We start from the raw sequence: 16,785 nt of genomic DNA, 5'->3' as shown, positions 1-16,785 counted from the left end.
GAGTGTCACCAGTGGGGGACAAAGCGTCAACCGGTGCGGACGGGGTGGGAGCGAGCGAAAATTTTCGATTCGCTTTCGTGCGCGCCGCGGCAACCCTTTCCGGCGCGGCGGCGACCAGGGATCAGAAGCGGGCCGGATGGGCCCATCCGGCCCGCTTCGCGGACCATCTCCCTCGCAGAAGGGGCGCGCCGGTCTCTCGACACCGGCTGGAGCGCCCCGCAGGCGATCCCATTGGCACAGAAAGGAACGCCCCGTGCTTCAGAGCACCGGACGCCACCGCCGGACCCGTACGCTCTCGATCGCCGCCGCGGTGGCCGTCGCCTCGGGTGCGGGCGGTGTCTACCTAGGCCTGTCGAACGGCGGCGCCCAGGCCGCCTCCACGACGGTCACCGTTTCCACCACGGCCCAGCTCCAGTCGGCCGTCGCCAACGCCGCCGCCGGTACGACCATTGAGGTGCACGGCGGCACCTACACCCCGACGGCCGCACTCAAGTCCACCGCCAGCGGCACCGGTTCGGCGAGGATCACGCTCCAGGCGTACGGCAGCGAGAAGGTGAAGATCGACGGTTCCAAGCTGCCGGCCGGCTCCTGGCTGGCCGGGATCTACGGCAGCTACTGGACCGTGCAGAACATCACCTTCCAGAACTCCCCGGCCCAGGGCTTCGTGGTCACCTCGTCGACCGGCGGCATCTTCAAGAACCTGGTCACCGCGAACAACGGGGACTCCGGGTTCACCCTGCGCGGCGACAACACCGTCAACAACCTCGTGCAGAACCTGGACAGTCACGGCAACTACGACGCCGCGGCACACGGGCAGAACGCGGACGGCATCGCCATCAAGTTCGGCTCCGGGACGGGCAACAAGATCACCGGCGCGCGCCTCTACAACAACTCCGACGACGGCCTGGATCTGTGGCAGTTCTCCTCGCCGGTCACCATCGAGCACTCGTGGGCGTTCGGCAACGGCAAGAACCGCTGGAGCGACTCCGCCTTCGAGGGCAACGGCAACGGCTTCAAGCTCGGCGGCGGGGGTGCCTCGGTCGCGCACGTCGTGAACAACAACGCGGCCTGGGACAACATGCTGAACGGCTTCACGGAGAACTCCAACACCGGCGCCATCGTCCTCAACCGCAACACCGCGTACTCCAACGCCGAGGCCGGCTTCTACTTCGCCACCGGCAAGGCGCGACTCGCCCGCAACCTCGCGGTGAGCAACAAGGGCGGGCTGTCCAAGCTCGGTTCGTCCACGGTCTCGGCGGCCAACAACTGGGACAGCGGCGTCTCGACCCCGTCCTTCAAGTCGACGGACGCGACCACGGCGTACGGCTCCCGCAAGTCGGACGGCTCGCTGCCCGCGACGACCTTCCTGACGACGGGCTCGACGACCATCGGGTCCACGATGAACTGACCTGCCCGCACGGGAGAACGCCCCCGCCGGTGACCTCCGGCGGGGGCGTTCCTCTGACTGGCCGAGGGGTCAGGCCAGCAGATCCACGCAGTCGAACGACGTGCCCGGGCTGAGACAGGCCGAGCCGGTCGAACCACTGACGATGTCGATCTTCAGCACGTTGTACTGAGGTGTATCCCCGGGCAGGAGAAGGCACCCGTGCCGGAGGCGGCCTTCGGTGTCGCCGTGGATGCGGATCTTCTTCAGCGTCGCCGTGTCGCCGTAGTTGGCGTTGACGCCGACGATCGCCTTGCCCGGCGCGGTCACGCCGATGTCGCTCAGCACGATCGTGCGCTTGTACTGCGTTTTGCAGTTGCCGCAGCTACGGACCAGCTTGCCGAAGTTCTCCACCTGGAAGCCGGTCACGGTCAGGGTGCCGGCGCCGGCCGAGGAGAGCAGCGACGTCGTGAGGATCGCGGCCCCCGTGATGCCGAGGGCGGCGGTCCCGCCGATCAGCGCCCGTCGCCTGGTGACCTTGCGGCGGTGGCGGACGCGCTGTTCAGCTCGTGCGGTCATGTCCCGATTCCTTCGGCGGGAGGAGGCTCTTGCGTCTCCTGGTCGCCACCGGTGAGGAAAGGGTTGCCGCGTCCGAAGAAATTTTTTACGAGTCGCCGCTCGTGCCGATGTCGTCGCTGTGAGCTGCGAAGTCGCCCTTCACGGCCAACTGCTTGCCGTCGGCCGTCGCCGCCATCGTGTAGCTGTCGTCCTTGGCGTCCCGGCTGCCGCGCTCGTGGTCGTACTGCCCCGCGAACACCCACTCGCCCGCCGGAACCGTGCGGCCCTCCTTCAGCACCCAGGTGTAGACGAGGAAGCCGTCCTTCTCGGACGCCGTCTGGGTGAAGTCGTCCTCCGGCAGTGACCGCCAGGCGCCCGTCGAGGACACCCCGCCCGTCTGGGCGATCTTCAGCTCGACGGTCAGTGCGGTGAGCTGCTTCTTCGTCTTGAGGGTCACATTGCTCTGGGCCCAGAAGTCGTTGCTGTGCGGATCGACCGAGCCGTCCGACCAGAGCGGACCGTCCGTCCTGCCGGACGCGGGCGGCTGCACGGTGGCGCTCGCCGAGGCCTTGGGGGTTCCCGGGGCGGAGGTGCTCGGCTTGGCGGCACCGCGGGAGCCGCCTGTGGTCGGTGTGGGCTCGGCCGGTCGCACCGGCGCGCGGCTCGTCGCGTTCGGGGACGGAGTCGGCGAGACCGCGACCGTCTGCTGCGGGGGAGTGTTGTCCTTCACCGCTGAGGCGACCGCGTAGCCGCCCACCGCGAGGACGCCCGCGACCCCGGCCGTGGCCCCCACGACCCGCACCCAGCCCCACAGCGGCGGACGTGTCGCCCGGCGGCTCGGACGGGACTTCGCGGCCATTCCGCGTTCGACGCGGGCCAGGATGCGCGCGCGGTCGGGCTCGTGCGCCTCGGCCGCCTCGTGCAGCCTGGCGCGCAGCTCGTCGTGCACGTCCCTCCGCGTGGTCATCGGTTCCTTCCTCCAGCTCCACCGGTGCGCCCCACCGTGGCGGGAATGCGCCGCGGTGCCTCGTCGGTGCCCAGGAGGCGCTTCAATTCGGCCACCCCCTTCGACGTCTGGCTCTTCACCGTACCCACTGAGATGCCCAGCGCGAGCGCGGTGTCCTTCTCGGAGAGGTCGAAGGCATGCCGCAGCACCACGCACGCCCGCTTGCGGAACGGCAGCCGGCGCAGCGCGCCCTGGACGTCGAGGACCGCCGACACGTCCGGGTTCTCGGTCTTCTCCTCGCGCTGGGACCAGAAGAGGGTGATCCGCCGGCGTTCGCGCACCGCGCTGCGGATCCGGGTACGGGCCAGATTGGCGACCACCCCGCGCGCGTACGCCACCGGGTGGTCCGCCGCGCGCACCCGGTCCCAGCGGCGCCACATCTCCAGCAGTGCGTCCGCCGCGAGATCGTCGGCGGCGTCCGCCTCGCCGGTCAGCATATGGGCGAAACGGGCGAGTTCGGCGTGGTGGCGCTCGAAGAAGGCATGGAACTCCGCGGAGGCGGCGTCGTCGACGACAGTGCCCACGGGCGACCTCTCCTCACTGCGGCTCCGGCGCCTCTGCGGGCACCTGTGTATGTCATGTAAAGCCATGTGGACGTCCGGAGTGCTTCCCGGTCGAGATCCGGAAGCGTAGCAGTGTTCGTACAGGTCATCGAACGCCGTATGGCAGGCCGAACTCACCGATTCCGTAACACGGAGAAAACCTGAAACGGGTTCACCGAGGGAACAATCCAGCCAGCATCCCGCACCGGTTCACCAGGCAACGAGGAGTATCGCCATGTCCGACACGCAGAAGGTGGCCGACCGGCCAAGTGCCGCACCCCCAGCGGTGAACGGCGTCGACCGGTTCTTCAAGGTCTCCGAACGGGGCTCCACCTTCGGCCGTGAGATACGCGGCGGCTTCGCCACGTTCTTCACGATGGCCTACATCCTCGTCCTGAACCCGATCATCCTGGGCAGCGCCAAGGACAAGTTCGGCCACCAGCTCGACACGGGCCAACTCGTCACCGCCACCGCCCTGGTGGCCTGCGTGATGACGGTCATCATGGGCGTCGGCGGCAATCTGCCGCTCGCCATCGCCGCGGGCCTCGGCCTCAACGCCGTCGTCGCCTTCCAGTTGGCCCCGCTGATGAGCTGGGCGGACGCGATGGGCCTCGTCGTCATCGAGGGCGTCCTCATTTGCGTCCTGGTCCTCACCGGGCTGCGAGAGGCGATCATGAACGCCATCCCGCAGCAGCTCAAGCAGGCCATCGGCGTCGGCATCGGCCTCTTCATCGCCTTCATCGGCTTCGTCGACGCCGGATTCGTCAGCCGCATCCCGGACGCCGCGAACACCACCGTGCCGGTGCAACTGGGCGCCGTCGGACGGCTGACCGGCTGGCCCGTTCTGGTGTTCTGTCTCGGTGTGCTGCTGACCATCGCGCTGCTCGCCCGCAAGGTGAAGGGCGCCATCCTGATCAGCATCGTGACCATGACCGTCGTCGCGATCGTCATCAACGCCGTCGCCGACATCAAGAGCTGGGGCCTGACCACCCCGAAGGTGCCCGACAAGCTGGTGGAGAGCCCCGACTTCGGACTCGTCGGTCACTTCAGCCTGTTCGGCGGCTTCGAGAAGGCCGGCGTGCTCACCGCCGTCCTGCTGGTCTTCACGCTGATCCTGTCGGACTTCTTCGACGCCATGGGCACCATCGTCGGCATCAGCGCGGAGGCGGGACTGCTCGACGAGAAGGGCAAGGTGCCCGGCATCGGCCGCGTCCTGTTCATCGACGGCGCCGCCGCGGTGGCCGGCGGTGTCGCCTCCGGCTCCTCCAACACCGCCTACATCGAGTCCGCCGCCGGCGTCGGCGAGGGGGCGCGCACCGGCTTCGCCAACCTCGTCACCGGCGGCCTCTTCGGCCTCGCGCTCTTCCTCACCCCGCTGCTGACCATCGTCCCGCTCCAGGCGGCGGCACCCGCCCTGATCGCCGTCGGCTTCCTGATGATGACCCACGTCAAGCACATCGACTGGGACAAGTACGAGATCGCCATCCCGGCGTTCCTCACCATCGCCGCCATGCCGTTCACCTACTCGATCACCGACGGCATCGGCGCCGGCTTCCTGTCGTACGTCGTCATCAAGGCGGTCCTCGGCAAGGCCAAGGAGGTCCACTGGCTGCTGTGGGGCGTGTCGGCGCTGTTCCTGGTGTACTTCGCGATCGACCCGGTGGAGCAGATCCTCGGCGTGAAGTAGCTTCCGGGCACCCCCCGCGCCCCGACAGGGGCGCGGGGCTGCGACCTTGTGTCGCTCAGTTCTTCAACGCGGCCTGCATCATCGCCTTGGCGACCGGCGCGGCCAGCCCGTTGCCGCTGACCTCCGAGCGAGCCGCGTCCGACTGCTCCACCATCACCGCGACGGCGACCTCCTTGCCGTTCGCGTCGGACTTCGCGTACGACGTGAACCAGGCGTACGGCGTCTTGCTGTTGTTCTCGCCGTGCTGGGCCGTACCCGTCTTGCCGCCCACGGTCGCGCCGGAGATCCGGGCGTTGGTGCCCGTGCCCTGCGCGACGACCGTCTGCATCGCGGACTGCAACTGCTCGGCGGTCGAGGAGCTGACGATCCGCTGGGTCTCCGTGCTGTCGTCGTAGTTCTTCAGCACATCGCCGCCGCTGTCGGTGATCTGCGAAACCATGTGCGGCGTAACGAGCTTGCCGTCGTTGGCTATGGCTGCCGACACCATGGCCATCTGCAGCGGGGTCGCCGTGACGTCGAACTGACCGATGCCCGACAGAGCCGTCTGCGCCTTGTCCATGTCCGACGGGTACACGCTCGGGTAGGCGCGCACCGGCACGTCCTGCTTGTCATCGTTGAAGCCGAACTTCTCGGCCATCGCACGGACCTTGTCCTGGCCGAGGTCGACGGCCATCTTCGCGAAGACGTTGTTGCACGAGTAGCGCAGTGCCTCGCGGATCGAGGCATTCTCGCAAGGGGCGTTCGGGTTCTCGTTCGACAGGTCGCGGGTCGAGCCCGGCAGCCGGTACGGGTCCGGGCTGTCGGTGTGCTGGTCCACCGACGAGTACAGCCCGTCCTCCAGCGCGGCCGCCGCCACGACCAGCTTGAACGTCGAGCCCGGCGGCAGCGGCTGGCGCAGCGCGCGGTTGGTCAGGGGCTTGTCCGCGTCGCCGTTGAGCTGCTTCCAGGCCACTCCGGCGGTGTTGGCGTCGGTCAGTGACGACGGGTCGTACGACGGGGTCGACACGACCGCGAGGATCCTGCCGGTCGTCGGGTCGATCGCGACGGCCGCGCCCTTCTTGTCGCCGAGCGCCCGGTATGCCGCCTTCTGCACGTCCGGGTCGATCGTGGTGACCACGTTGCCCGGATCGGCCCGCTTGCCGGTGACCGTGTCCATGATGGACTTCAGCCGGCTGTCCGTGCCGTTGAGCAGGTCCTGGTAGATGCCCTCCAGCTGAGTCGGGGCATAACTCTGCGAGGCATAGCCGGTCACCGCCGCGTACAGCTTGCCGTCCGTGTACGTGCGTTTGTACGCGAGGTCGCTGTCCTTCGTCCGTGCCGAGCCCGTGATCGACTCGCCGGCCACGATGATGTTCCCGAGCGGCTCCGCGTACGTCGCGATCACGTTCCGCCGGTTGTTCTTGTCGTCCGCGAGCGCCTTGCCCTCGTAGAACTGCACCCAGGTCGCCCTGACCAGCAGAGCCAGCACCAGGAGCAGTGCGAAGAGGGATGCGCGCCTGATCGTCTTGTTCATCCTGCACAGGAGGACGAACGGGATCGGACGGAACGTTCCCTTCCGTCCGTTTTCTCATCGGGACTTCATGAAAAGCCGGCGCGTGAAAGGCGGGCGCGCTCCGGCACGGCGGCGGCCAGACGCTCAGGCCTTCAGGACCCGGACGCTCAGGCCTTCAGGACGAGGACGACCTCGTCGATCTCCTCGCCGCGGGCGTTCGCGAAGCCCCTCGCCCGGGCCGTCTCCTCGAAGCCGCACTTCTCCAGGACCCGGCGTGAGGCCGCGTTGTCGGCGGCGGCCCGGGCGTACAGCGGACGTTCCGGCACCTGCTCCAGCAGGACCCGCAGCGCGGCCGTCGCGATGCCCCGGCCCCAGTACGCGCGGTCGATCCAGTACGTGACCTCGCGTTCGCCCGGCTCCCCGTACACCGCCGCGCTGCCCACCACGTCACCGTCCACCAGCACCGTACGGTTGTCGACGTCGGACGCGGCACGGATCCGTGCCCAGTGGGCGTCGAAGCGGTCCCGGTCGGCCGGGTCCTCGGGGGTGAACGCGGCCATCCAGAGCGCCACGGGGTCGTTCATCTGACGGAAGAAGACCGGCAGATCGCTGTCATGGACCTCACGCAGGACGATCTCCACGTCAAAGCCTCCTCGTCGCCAGGGTCAGACGGTCGCGCGCGTCGAACAGAGCATCCTTGATCATCTGTTCGTGCGCCAGGGTCAGCCGGGCCACCGGGACAGAGCAGCTGATCGCGTCGCGGGCCGGGGTGCGGTACGGGATCGCGACCCCGAAGCAGCGCAGGCCCAGCGTGTTCTCCTCGCGGTCGACTGCGAAACCCTGCTCCCGGACCTGGTGCAGCTCCTCGATGAGCTTATCCCGGTCGGTGATGGTGTGTTCGGTCAGCGCCGGAAGCGTCTCCGGCAGCATCTTGCGGACCTGTTCGTCGGTGTACGTGCTCAGCAGCGCCTTGCCCAGGGACGTCGAGTGCGCGGGCAGCCGGCGGCCGACACGCGTGAAGGGGCGCAGATAGTGCTGCGACTGGCGGGTGGCGAGATACACCACGTTCGTGCCGTCCAGGCGCGCCAGGTGGATCGTCTCCGTGGTGTCGTCCGAGAGCCGGTCCAGCGTCGGCCGGGCCGCCGCCACCACCTCGTCGCCGTCGATGTACGACGTACCGACCAGCAGCGCCCGCACCCCGATGCCGTACCGTGTGCCCGTCGCGTCCGTCTCCACCCAGCCCAGCTCCACGAGGGTGCGCAGCAGCATGTACAGGCTGGACTTGGGGTAGCCCACCGCCTCCTGCACGGAGGCAAGGGAGTGCATTCCGGGGCGGCCCGCGAAGTACTCGAGCAGTTCGACCGTCCGAACCGCGGACTTGACCTGCGCCCCGCCGCCTGTCTCGCCTGCCGACATCGCGCTTGACCCCTTCCTTCGACGGAAATAGTCTCCGAGCAATATTCATCATCACGAACGGTGTTCAGTATATCGAACGCCGCCGAGCGATGACGTACGAACTGCGGCAATGCATCTGGAGGGATCCGCGGTGGCAGCAGCACCAGTCTGGAGTGTCGACCCCCGTACCGGGAAGCAGCGTGAACAGGTTGCGGTGGAGGCCACAGCCCAGGAGGTGGACACCGCCGTCCGTGCCGCCCACGCGGCGCGCGGAGCCCTCGCCGACCGCACGGTCCGCGCGGCCTTCTTGCGCAGCGCCGCCGACGGGCTGGAGGCCGCCAAGGACCAGCTCGTCGAGGCCGCGGACGCCGAGACCGCGCTCGGTCCGGTACGGCTCACCGGCGAACTCGCCCGTACCTGCTACCAGCTGCGGGCGTTCGCCGACATCGTCGAGGAGGGCGCCTTCCTCGACGTGATCATCAACCACCCGGACGACACCGCGACCCCGCCGATCCCGGACCTGCGCCGCTACAAGGTGCCGCTCGGTGTCGTCGCCGTCTACTCGGCCTCCAACTTCCCCTTCGCCTTCTCGGTGGCGGGCGGCGACACCGCGAGCGCGCTGGCGGCCGGCTGCCCGGTGGTCGTCAAGGCCCACCCGGACCACCCCGCCCTGTCCGAGCTGGTCGCCAAGGTCCTGCGCCGCGCCGCCGCCGAACACGGCATCCCCGAGGGCGTACTCGGTCTCGTGCACGGTTTCGAGGCGGGCGTCGAGCTGGTCAAGCACCCGCTGATCGCCGCCGCGGGCTTCACCGGTTCCGTACGGGGTGGGCGTGCCCTCTTCGACGCGGCCGCCGGGCGCCCGGTGCCGATTCCGTTCCACGGTGAGCTGGGGTCGTTGAACCCCGTCGTCGTGACCGAGGCCGCGGCCGCCGAGCGCGCCGAGGCGATCGGTGCCGGGCTGGCGGGCTCGATGACGCTGGGCGTCGGCCAGTTCTGTGTGAAGCCCGGGCTGGTCCTCGCCCCCGCGGGCGCGGCGGGCGACCGGTTCGTGAAGTCCCTGACCGACGCCGTCAGCGACGTCGCCGCCGGGGTCCTGCTCGACCACCGGATGCGCGACAACTTCATCGCCGGAGTCGCCGAGCGCGTCGAACTGCCGGACGTGGACTCCCCGGTGACCCCGGGCGCGGGCAGCGAGCACACGGTGAGCCCGGGCTTCCTGACCGTCCCGGCGCGGAACCTGACCGCCGAGGGTGCCTACGACCTCCTCCTGGAGGAGTGCTTCGGCCCGGTCACGGTGGTGGCCCGGTACGAGGACGACTCCGAGGCGCAGGCCGTGCTCTCCCGGCTGCCCGGCAACCTCACGGCGACCGTCCACCTGTCGACGGAGGAGGCGGCCGGTGAGGGGCGTGGCGCGGAGATCCTCGCGGAGCTGACCCCGCTCGCGGGCCGGGTCCTCGTCAACGGCTGGCCGACGGGTGTGGCGGTGGCATCCGCCCAGCACCACGGTGGTCCATACCCGGCGACGACGTCCACGTCCACGTCGGTCGGCGGTACGGCGATCGAGCGGTGGCTGCGCCCCGTTGTCTACCAGGCTGCCCCTCAGGCGCTGCTTCCCGCGGAGCTGCGGGACGAGAACCCGCTGGGGCTGCCGCGGCGGTTCAACGGCCGTCTGGAGAGGTGACGGTTCGCGGGTCGCGTCGTAGCGGTTGTGGTACGTCGCGGTCTGCGGGTGGATGCTGGTTGCTCGCGCCACGTGGCGGAGCCGCGTGTTGTCACAGCCCCGCGCCCCTATCAGGGGCGCGGTTCCGCATCCGACACTCGGAACCTGGGACACTTCTTCAATGGATGTCGAACTCTCCGAACTCCCCTTCGCTCTCCGCACCTACGGCCCCGACGGCCACTGGTCCTACGAGGACGGGGTGCTCACCGGCTGGGCAGGGGCCCGGCAGGATCGTTTCGTGCCGCCCACCGGTGAGGCTCTGGATCCGGCGTCGGACGCGCCCCGGCTGCTCGGCGCGCCCGAGGGCGACTTCCAGCTGATCGCGCGGGTCACGGTCGGGTTCGCCGCGGCCTTCGACGCCGGTGTCCTCTACGTCCATGCCGGCGAACGGGCCTGGGCCAAGCTCTGTCTGGAGTACTCCCCGGACGTTCCCACCGTCTGCACGGTGGTCACCCGCGGGCACTCCGACGACGCGAACTCCTTCACCGTCGAGGGCAGTTCCGTCTGGCTGCGGGTCAGCAGAACGGGCAGGGCGTTCGCGTTCCACGCGTCGCGGGACGGGAAGCAGTGGACGTTCGTGCGCCTGTTCACGCTGGCCGACGAGGGACCGACCTCGGCGGCGCTGGTGGGCTTCATGACGCAGTCGCCGGTGGGGGAGGGGTGCGTGGTCACCTTCGACCATCTGGAGTACCGGGACTCCTGGCCGGAGGGACTGCGGGACGGTTCGTGAGGCGCGCCCCGGAACCGTCCTGAGGATCTCCACGTCCTCCGTTGCATGATCAATGAACGTGTGACCGGAAGCCGGGTGATCCGTACCGCCCTGCCCGCCGAGGCGCGGGCCGTTGCCGAGCTGCACGCGCGGGCCCGGGCGACGTACTACCCGGACGGACTGCCCCAGGACGGCACGGACTGGCTCGCCTCCTGGCAGAGCGCCATCGAACGGCCCGACGGGCACGTGCTGTGCGCCGTCGAACAGGGCGCCCTCGTCGCCATCGCCTCCTTCCGCATCCCTGAGGGCGCCCCCGCCGACACGGTGAAGCTCTTCCAGTTCCACGTCGACCCCGACCGCTGGCGCCACGGCATCGGCGCCGAGCTGCACGCGGCCTGCGTCGAGGAGTGGCGGGCCGACGGCCGGCGGACGGCCGTCCTCGACGTCCACGTGGACAACCGGCGCGCCCAGGCCTTCTACGCCCGCCAGGGCTGGGTCCCCGACCCCGAGAACCCGCCCGCCGAAGGGGATCATCACCTCTTCCTCCGCTACACGGTCCCCGGGGAATGAACCCGAACGCTTGAAGGTTCATATACGTCGGCGGAGGGAGTCTCCGTACCCGTACGACTGAGAGAGCCGAAGACATGCGCGTCGAGATCTGGAGCGATATCGCCTGCCCCTGGTGCTACGTGGGCAAGGCCCGCTTCGAGAAGGCGCTCGAGGCCTTCCCGCACCGGGACGAGGTCGAGGTGGTGCACCGCTCCTTCGAGCTGGACCCGGGCCGCGCCAAGGGAGACGTCCAGCCGGTCCTCGCGATGCTCTCCAAGAAGTACGGGATGAGCGAGGCGCAGGCGCAGGCCGGGGAGAACAACCTGGGCGCGCAGGCAGCGGCCGAGGGCCTGGAGTACCGCACCACGGGCCGCGACCACGGCAACACCTTCGACATGCACCGTCTGCTCCACTTCGCCAAGGAGCAGGGCCGGCAGGACGAGCTGATCCAGATCCTGTACCGGGCGAACTTCGCCGAGGAGCGGTCCCTCTACACCGAGGGCGACGAGCGGCTGGTCGAGCTCGCCGTGCAGGCCGGGCTCGACGCCGAGGACGCCCGCAAGGTCCTGGCCGACCCGACCGCGTACGCCGACGCCGTGCGCGCCGACGAGCGCGAGGCCGCCGAGCTGGGTGCGAACGGCGTGCCGTTCTTCGTCCTCGACCGCAAGTACGGCGTCTCCGGCGCCCAGCCCGCGGAGGTCTTCGCGCAGGCCCTGACGCAGGCGTGGGGCGAGCGCTCCCCGCTGAAGCTGATCGACGACGGCGGCGCGGAGGCGTGCGGCCCGGACGGGTGCGCCGTGCCGCAGCACTGAAAAGCGCAGGCCGGGGCGGACACATAAGCGTTCCTTAGGGAAACGACGCAAAAATCCGCAATGGACTGACACTTCATGAGGCCGCACAGTGGTCCCATGGAGACCTTCGAGACCCTCGTCCGCGCCGAGTTCGCCCCGAAGAACACCTATCTGAACACCGCGAGCACGGGGCTGATGCCGGCCCGCACGGTGGAGGCCATGCGCACCGCCGTCGAGTCGGCCGCCGCCGGGCAGCCGACCGACATGTTCGCCGACGTCGAGGCCGCCCGTGCCTCCTTCGCCCGGCTCACCGGGGTCCCCGTACGCCGGGTGGCGGCCGGGGCCTCGGTCGCCGTCTACACCGGGCTGATCGCCGCCTCGCTCCCGCAGGGCGCCGAGGTCGTGACCGCCGAGGCCGACTTCAGCTCGGTCGTGAACCCCTTCCATATGCGCCGCGACCTCACGGTCCGCACCGTTCCGCTGGAGCGGATCGCCGAGTCCGTGCGGCCCGGCACGGCCCTCGTCGCGGTCAGTGCCGCGCAGTCGGCCGACGGCCGGATCGCCGACCTGCCGGCCATCCGCGCGGCCGCCAGCGCGCACGGCGCCCGTACCTATGTGGACGCGTCCCAGGCCACCGGCTGGCTGCCGATCGACGCCGACGCGTACGACTTCGTCGCCGCCGTCGCCTTCAAGTGGCTCGTCTGCCCTCGCGGAGTGGCCTTCCTGGTCGTCCCGGAGGACCTCGGCGGACTCACCCCCCTCTTCGCCGGCTGGGTCGCGGGTGAGGAGCCCTGGGACAGCTGTTACGGGCCGGTCGCCGAACTCGCCCGCTCGGCACGCCGGTTCGACGAGAGCCCGGCCCTCTTCTCGTACGCGGGCGCCCGCCACTCCCTGGCGCTGCTGGAGGAACTGGGCCTGGAGCACGTCCGCGCCCACGACCTCGCGCTCGCCGACCGCTTCCGCGCGGGCCTGCGCGAGCTGGACGTCGCGCCGGTTCCCGCACCGGGTTCCCCGATCGTCTCCATGCCCGGACTCGGCCTCCGCCAGCCGGAGCTGAGCCGGGCCGGCGTCGAGGTCTCGGACCGCGCGGGAAACCTGAGGGTCGCCTTCCATCTGTACAACACGCCCGCGGACGTCGATCGCGTCCTGGACGTCCTGTCCGGCTGACCGCTCCCAGGGGCGGCGGCGACCGCCCGGATCGCCGCCGCCCCGGCTCACTTCACCGGGGTGAGGTCCGGGACCCCCCGGCCCGTCCGACTCACCGCACGGGTGTGAAATCCTCGCGCCGATGCTGCGGTTTCCGGGGGTGACCCCCGGACCCCCGGCGGGTCCGACTCGCCGCATGGGTGTGAAATCCCTGGCACCGATGCTGAGGTTTCCGGGGGCAACCCCCGGACCCCCGGCCGGTCGGACTCACCGCACGGGTGTGAAATCCCTGGCCCCGATGAACGTCGGCCGCCGCACAGGCGCCGCGAACGGTTCGACCGCCTTGTTCTCCACGCTGTTGAACACGATGAAGACGTTGCTGCGCGGGAACGGTGTGATGTTGTCCCCGGACCCGTGCATGCAGTTGCAGTCGAACCAGGTCGCCGACCCGGCCTTGCCCGTGAACAGCTTGATGCCGTGCTGCGACGCCATCGCGGTCAGCGCCTCGTCGGAGGGCGTGCCCGCGTCCTGCATCTGAAGCGACTTCTTGTAGTTGTCCTTCGGCGTGGCCCCGGCACAGCCGAGGAACGTCCGGTGCGACCCCGGCATGATCATGAGGCCGCCGTTGGTGTCGTGGTTCTCGGTCAGCGCGATCGAGACGGACACCGTCCGCATGTTCGGCAGACCGTCCTCGGCGTGCCAGGTCTCGAAGTCGGAGTGCCAGTAGAAGCCGTCGGCCCCGAAGCCCGGCTTGATGTTGATCCGCGACTGGTGGACGTAGACGTCCGAGCCGAGGATCTGCCGTGCCCGCCGGACGACTCGCTCGTCGCGGACGAGCCCCGCGAACACCTCGCTGATCCGGTGCACCTCGAAGACGGACCGGATCTCCTTCGACCTCGGCTCCACGATCGACCGTTCGTCGGCGCGGATGGCCGGATCGGTGAGAAGCCGCCGCAACTCCTGCCGGTAGACGGCGACCTCGTCCTCGGTGAGCAGCTCGTCGACGGTGAGGAAGCCGTCGCGCTCGTAGGTCTGGAGGTCCGTGAGGGAGATCGGCCCAGGCGTGCCGGGCGCCCCCCAGACGACGGGGTCCTGGCGCGGGATCGACACCTCGGTGGTGCCACGGGTGGGGTAGAGATCGGTGACGGTGGTGGTGGTCATGGTGATGTCACACCTCCTCGGTCTCGGTGAGCAGGGGGTAGACGCCGTTCTCGTCGTGGTCCTCCCGGCCGGTCACGGGCGGGTTGAAGACGCAGACACAGCGGAAGTCCTTCTCGACCCGCAGCGTGTGCCGCTCGTGCCCGTCGAGGAGGTACATGGTCCCGGGCGTGATCGTGTACGTCTTCCCGGTCTCGTGGTCGGTGAGTTCGGCCTCACCCTCGACGCACACGACGGCCTCGATGTGGTTCGCGTACCACATGGACGTCTCCGTGCCCGCGTACAGGACCGTCTCGTGGAGGGAGAAGCCGACCTTCTCCCGGGCGAGGACGATGCGTTTGCTCTCCCAGGTGCCGGACGCGGACTTCACGTGCCGGTCGGTGCCTTCGATGTCCTTGAACGAACGGACTATCACGGTGGCGCACTTCCTCCTTGTCAGGCGGTTTCCCGTACCGCGCGGGCGACGACGCTGAGTCCCTCGTCCAGCTCCTCGGGGGTGATGGTGAGGGCGGGCAGCAGCTTGACGACCTCGCTCTCCGGGCCGGACGTCTCGACGAGCAGCCCGAGTTCGAAGGCGCGCCGTGCCACCCGCCCGGCCCGCGCCCTGTCGTGGAACTCCAGGCCCCACACGAGCCCCCGCCCCCGGTACTCCTTCGCGTCGGCGGGGTTCTCCTCGGTGATGGCGAGCAGCGCCCGCTCGACCTGTTCGCCGCGCGCCCGGGTCTGCTTCTCCATGGCGGACCCGTCGGTCCAGTACGTCTCCAGGGCAGCGGCGGCCGTGACGAACGCGGGGTTGTTGCCGCGGAAGGTGCCGTTGTGCTCGCCCGGCTCCCAGATGTCCAGCTCGGGCTTGAACAGGCACAGCGACATGGGCAGCCCGTAGCCGCTGATGGACTTGGACACGGTGACGATGTCCGGCACGATCCCGGCTTCCTCGAACGAGAAGAAGGCGCCCGTACGGCCGCAGCCCATCTGGATGTCGTCGACGATCAGCAGCATGTCGCGGCGCGCGCACAGGTCGGCGAGCGAGCGCAGCCATTCGGGACGGGCGACGTTGATGCCGCCCTCGCCCTGCACGGTCTCGACGATCACGGCGGCGGGCTGGTTGAGCCCGGACCCCTGGTCCTCCAGCAGCCGCTCGAACCAGAGGAAGTCGGGGACCCTGCCGTCGAAGTAGTGGTCGAAGGGCATGGGCGTGCCGTGCACGAGGGGGATCCCGGCGCCGGCGCGCTTGAAGGCGTTGCCGGTCACGGCGAGGGAACCCAGGGACATGCCGTGGAAGGCGTTCGTGAACGACACGATGGCCTCACGCCCCTTCACCTTCCGCGCCAGCTTCAGCGCCGACTCCACGGCGTTGGTGCCGGTCGGCCCCGGGAACATGACCTTGTACGGCAGATCGCGCGGCCGCAGGACGAGATCCTGGAAGGCCCTCAGGAAGGAACGCTTGGCGACGGTGGACATGTCGAGCCCGTGGGTGACGCCGTCCCGCTCCAGGTAGTCGATCAACGCCCGTTTCAGCACGGGGTTGTTGTGTCCGTAGTTGAGTGACCCGGCGCCAGAGAAGAAGTCGAGGTACTCGTGCCCGTCCTCGTCGTACATGCGGCTGCCCTGCGCGCGGTCGAAGACGGTGGGCCAGCCGCGGCAGTAGCTGCGCACCTCCGACTCCAGGGTCTCGAAGACGCTGAGGTCGGGCTGGGTGATGGTCACGGCGAAAACGCTCCTCGGTGCGTGGGGGGAGTGCGTGGGGAGAGAGGGGTGGGGGAGGTTGGGGGGAGAGAGTGAGTGCGGTGGTTCAGCCGGTCAGGGGGCCGATGCGGTGGAGGACCTCCGGGGCGTGCGGTCCGTCGGGGAACTGGCGTCCCTCGAAGAGGACTTCACGCTCGACGGTCGCCCCGTGGCGGGCGGCGAAGGAGGCGAAGAGACGTTCGGAGGCGGTGTTGCCGGGGGTGATCGTCGTCTCGATCCCTGTCACCCCGTGCTCGGCCGCGACCCGAGCGGTGAGCGCGTCGAGCAGCCGCGCCGCGAGGCCGCGCCCGCGGTGGGCGGAGTCGACGGCCACCTGCCATACGAGGAGGGTGCGCGGGCGGTCGGGCCGCAGGTACGCGGTGACGAACCCGACGGGCCGCCCGTCGGGCTCGGCACGCGCCACCGCCGAGGTGCCGGCGAAATCACGGCACCACAGCAGATAGCTGTAGGAGGAGTTGAGGTCGAGGGCTTCGGAGTCCTTGGCGATGCGCCAGAGCGCGGCCCCGTCCGCCACGTCCGGACGGTCGATCCGGGGGCCCTCCGGCATTTCGAGGAATTCCGCTGACAGGTCTGCTTGTGCGGCGGTCATGCGGATGGAATTTACCGAGGGAAATTCGAAATTGCATCGCCGGACTGGGTTACGGATGGATGATCCGTCTGTTATCACGCGGGCGCGTGTGTCGGCGCGAGGTGAGGGTTATTGGTGGGGGTATGTCCGTAAAATACCGGGCAAAGGCGGCGGGATGTGGGGTCGGTCACACTCAGGTGATCCTCACGAGATCCACCCGAATTCAGGCGGCGGATATTCGCGAAACCTTTGCGTTTAGGTGCGAGAAAAGCGGGCAGAAGAATACAGAAAAGCCCGTCCGGTATTTGAGGACGAGGCCGGCAAGGCCGAAAGC

General features: G+C 69.4%; 17 protein-coding genes. 7 read left to right on the top strand and 10 right to left on the bottom strand.

Features of this window, described 5'->3' with window-relative positions; genetic code table 11:
• The first annotated feature begins 253 nt into the window (after positions 1-253).
• Positions 254-1,408 carry a right-handed parallel beta-helix repeat-containing protein gene (locus Q2K21_RS25400; RefSeq protein ID WP_310775372.1) on the top strand — a complete coding sequence of 385 codons (1,155 nt, stop codon included), beginning with the start codon at positions 254-256 and terminating at the stop codon, positions 1,406-1,408.
• A gap of 69 nt (positions 1,409-1,477) precedes the next feature.
• Here the strand turns inward: Q2K21_RS25400 and Q2K21_RS25395 are convergent, their stop codons facing one another.
• The 3 genes from Q2K21_RS25395 to Q2K21_RS25385 all read right to left on the bottom strand — a co-directional run bounded on the left by Q2K21_RS25395 (position 1,478) and on the right by Q2K21_RS25385 (position 3,472).
• Positions 1,478-1,963 (bottom strand): pectate lyase, encoded by a 486-nt coding sequence (locus tag Q2K21_RS25395; protein ID WP_310775370.1) that lies wholly within the window; start codon positions 1,961-1,963, stop codon positions 1,478-1,480.
• A gap of 85 nt (positions 1,964-2,048) precedes the next feature.
• Positions 2,049-2,909, bottom strand: coding sequence for a hypothetical protein (locus Q2K21_RS25390; protein ID WP_310775368.1), 861 nt, complete (start codon positions 2,907-2,909; stop codon positions 2,049-2,051).
• Positions 2,906-3,472: a SigE family RNA polymerase sigma factor gene (locus Q2K21_RS25385; RefSeq protein WP_310775366.1), complete on the bottom strand. Its 567-nt coding sequence runs from the start codon at positions 3,470-3,472 to the stop codon at positions 2,906-2,908. The genes Q2K21_RS25390 and Q2K21_RS25385 overlap by 4 nt, the downstream gene beginning before the upstream one ends.
• A 253-nt stretch (positions 3,473-3,725) precedes the next feature.
• Here Q2K21_RS25385 and Q2K21_RS25380 point away from each other — a divergent pair, with 253 nt between their 5' ends.
• The gene (locus tag Q2K21_RS25380; RefSeq protein WP_310775364.1) at positions 3,726-5,177 is read left to right on the top strand and encodes an NCS2 family permease; all 1,452 of its coding nucleotides are present in this window, start codon (positions 3,726-3,728) and stop codon (positions 5,175-5,177) included.
• Between the two features lie 55 nt (positions 5,178-5,232).
• Here the strand turns inward: Q2K21_RS25380 and Q2K21_RS25375 are convergent, their stop codons facing one another.
• From Q2K21_RS25375 to Q2K21_RS25365, 3 genes are all read right to left on the bottom strand, one after another.
• Positions 5,233-6,690 (bottom strand): peptidoglycan D,D-transpeptidase FtsI family protein, encoded by a 1,458-nt coding sequence (locus tag Q2K21_RS25375; protein WP_310775362.1) that lies wholly within the window; start codon positions 6,688-6,690, stop codon positions 5,233-5,235.
• 146 nt (positions 6,691-6,836) lie between these two features.
• Positions 6,837-7,310, bottom strand: a complete 474-nt coding sequence (locus tag Q2K21_RS25370; protein WP_310775360.1) for a GNAT family N-acetyltransferase — start codon at positions 7,308-7,310, stop codon at positions 6,837-6,839.
• A gap of 1 nt (position 7,311) precedes the next feature.
• Positions 7,312-8,085, bottom strand: coding sequence for an IclR family transcriptional regulator (locus Q2K21_RS25365; protein WP_310775358.1), 774 nt, complete (start codon positions 8,083-8,085; stop codon positions 7,312-7,314).
• A 130-nt stretch (positions 8,086-8,215) separates the two neighbouring features.
• Here Q2K21_RS25365 and Q2K21_RS25360 point away from each other — a divergent pair, with 130 nt between their 5' ends.
• The 5 genes from Q2K21_RS25360 (at position 8,216) to Q2K21_RS25340 (ending at position 13,000) form a co-directional block, all read left to right on the top strand.
• On the top strand, positions 8,216-9,745 hold the full coding sequence (locus Q2K21_RS25360) for an aldehyde dehydrogenase (NADP(+)) (RefSeq protein ID WP_310775356.1): 1,530 nt from the start codon (positions 8,216-8,218) through the stop codon (positions 9,743-9,745).
• 160 nt (positions 9,746-9,905) lie between these two features.
• Positions 9,906-10,514: a DUF1349 domain-containing protein gene (locus tag Q2K21_RS25355; protein WP_310775355.1), complete on the top strand. Its 609-nt coding sequence runs from the start codon at positions 9,906-9,908 to the stop codon at positions 10,512-10,514.
• Positions 10,515-10,559: 45 nt separating this feature from the next.
• Positions 10,560-11,063, top strand: a complete 504-nt coding sequence (locus tag Q2K21_RS25350; protein ID WP_310775353.1) for a GNAT family N-acetyltransferase — start codon at positions 10,560-10,562, stop codon at positions 11,061-11,063.
• A 74-nt stretch (positions 11,064-11,137) separates the two neighbouring features.
• A complete protein-coding gene (locus Q2K21_RS25345) occupies positions 11,138-11,854 on the top strand; it encodes a DsbA family oxidoreductase (RefSeq protein WP_310775351.1) in 717 nt (238 codons plus the stop codon).
• 96 nt (positions 11,855-11,950) lie between these two features.
• Positions 11,951-13,000, top strand: coding sequence for an aminotransferase class V-fold PLP-dependent enzyme (locus tag Q2K21_RS25340; protein WP_310775349.1), 1,050 nt, complete (start codon positions 11,951-11,953; stop codon positions 12,998-13,000).
• A 246-nt stretch (positions 13,001-13,246) separates the two neighbouring features.
• Here Q2K21_RS25340 and thpD read toward each other — a convergent pair whose 3' ends face one another.
• The 4 genes from thpD to ectA all read right to left on the bottom strand — a co-directional run bounded on the left by thpD (position 13,247) and on the right by ectA (position 16,472).
• Positions 13,247-14,140 (bottom strand): ectoine hydroxylase, encoded by an 894-nt coding sequence (gene thpD, locus Q2K21_RS25335; RefSeq protein ID WP_310775347.1) that lies wholly within the window; start codon positions 14,138-14,140, stop codon positions 13,247-13,249.
• Positions 14,141-14,147: 7 nt separating this feature from the next.
• The gene (locus Q2K21_RS25330; protein ID WP_310775345.1) at positions 14,148-14,552 is read right to left on the bottom strand and encodes an ectoine synthase; all 405 of its coding nucleotides are present in this window, start codon (positions 14,550-14,552) and stop codon (positions 14,148-14,150) included.
• Positions 14,553-14,572: 20 nt separating this feature from the next.
• Positions 14,573-15,844, bottom strand: coding sequence for a diaminobutyrate--2-oxoglutarate transaminase (gene ectB, locus Q2K21_RS25325; RefSeq protein WP_310775343.1), 1,272 nt, complete (start codon positions 15,842-15,844; stop codon positions 14,573-14,575).
• A gap of 85 nt (positions 15,845-15,929) precedes the next feature.
• Positions 15,930-16,472, bottom strand: coding sequence for a diaminobutyrate acetyltransferase (gene ectA, locus Q2K21_RS25320; RefSeq protein ID WP_310775341.1), 543 nt, complete (start codon positions 16,470-16,472; stop codon positions 15,930-15,932).
• Positions 16,473-16,785 lie beyond the last annotated feature (313 nt).

The sequence above is a fragment of the Streptomyces sp. CGMCC 4.7035 genome (assembly GCF_031583065.1).
Classification (GTDB): domain Bacteria; phylum Actinomycetota; class Actinomycetes; order Streptomycetales; family Streptomycetaceae; genus Streptomyces; species Streptomyces yaanensis.
This window is presented reverse-complemented; position numbering and strand designations above follow the sequence as displayed.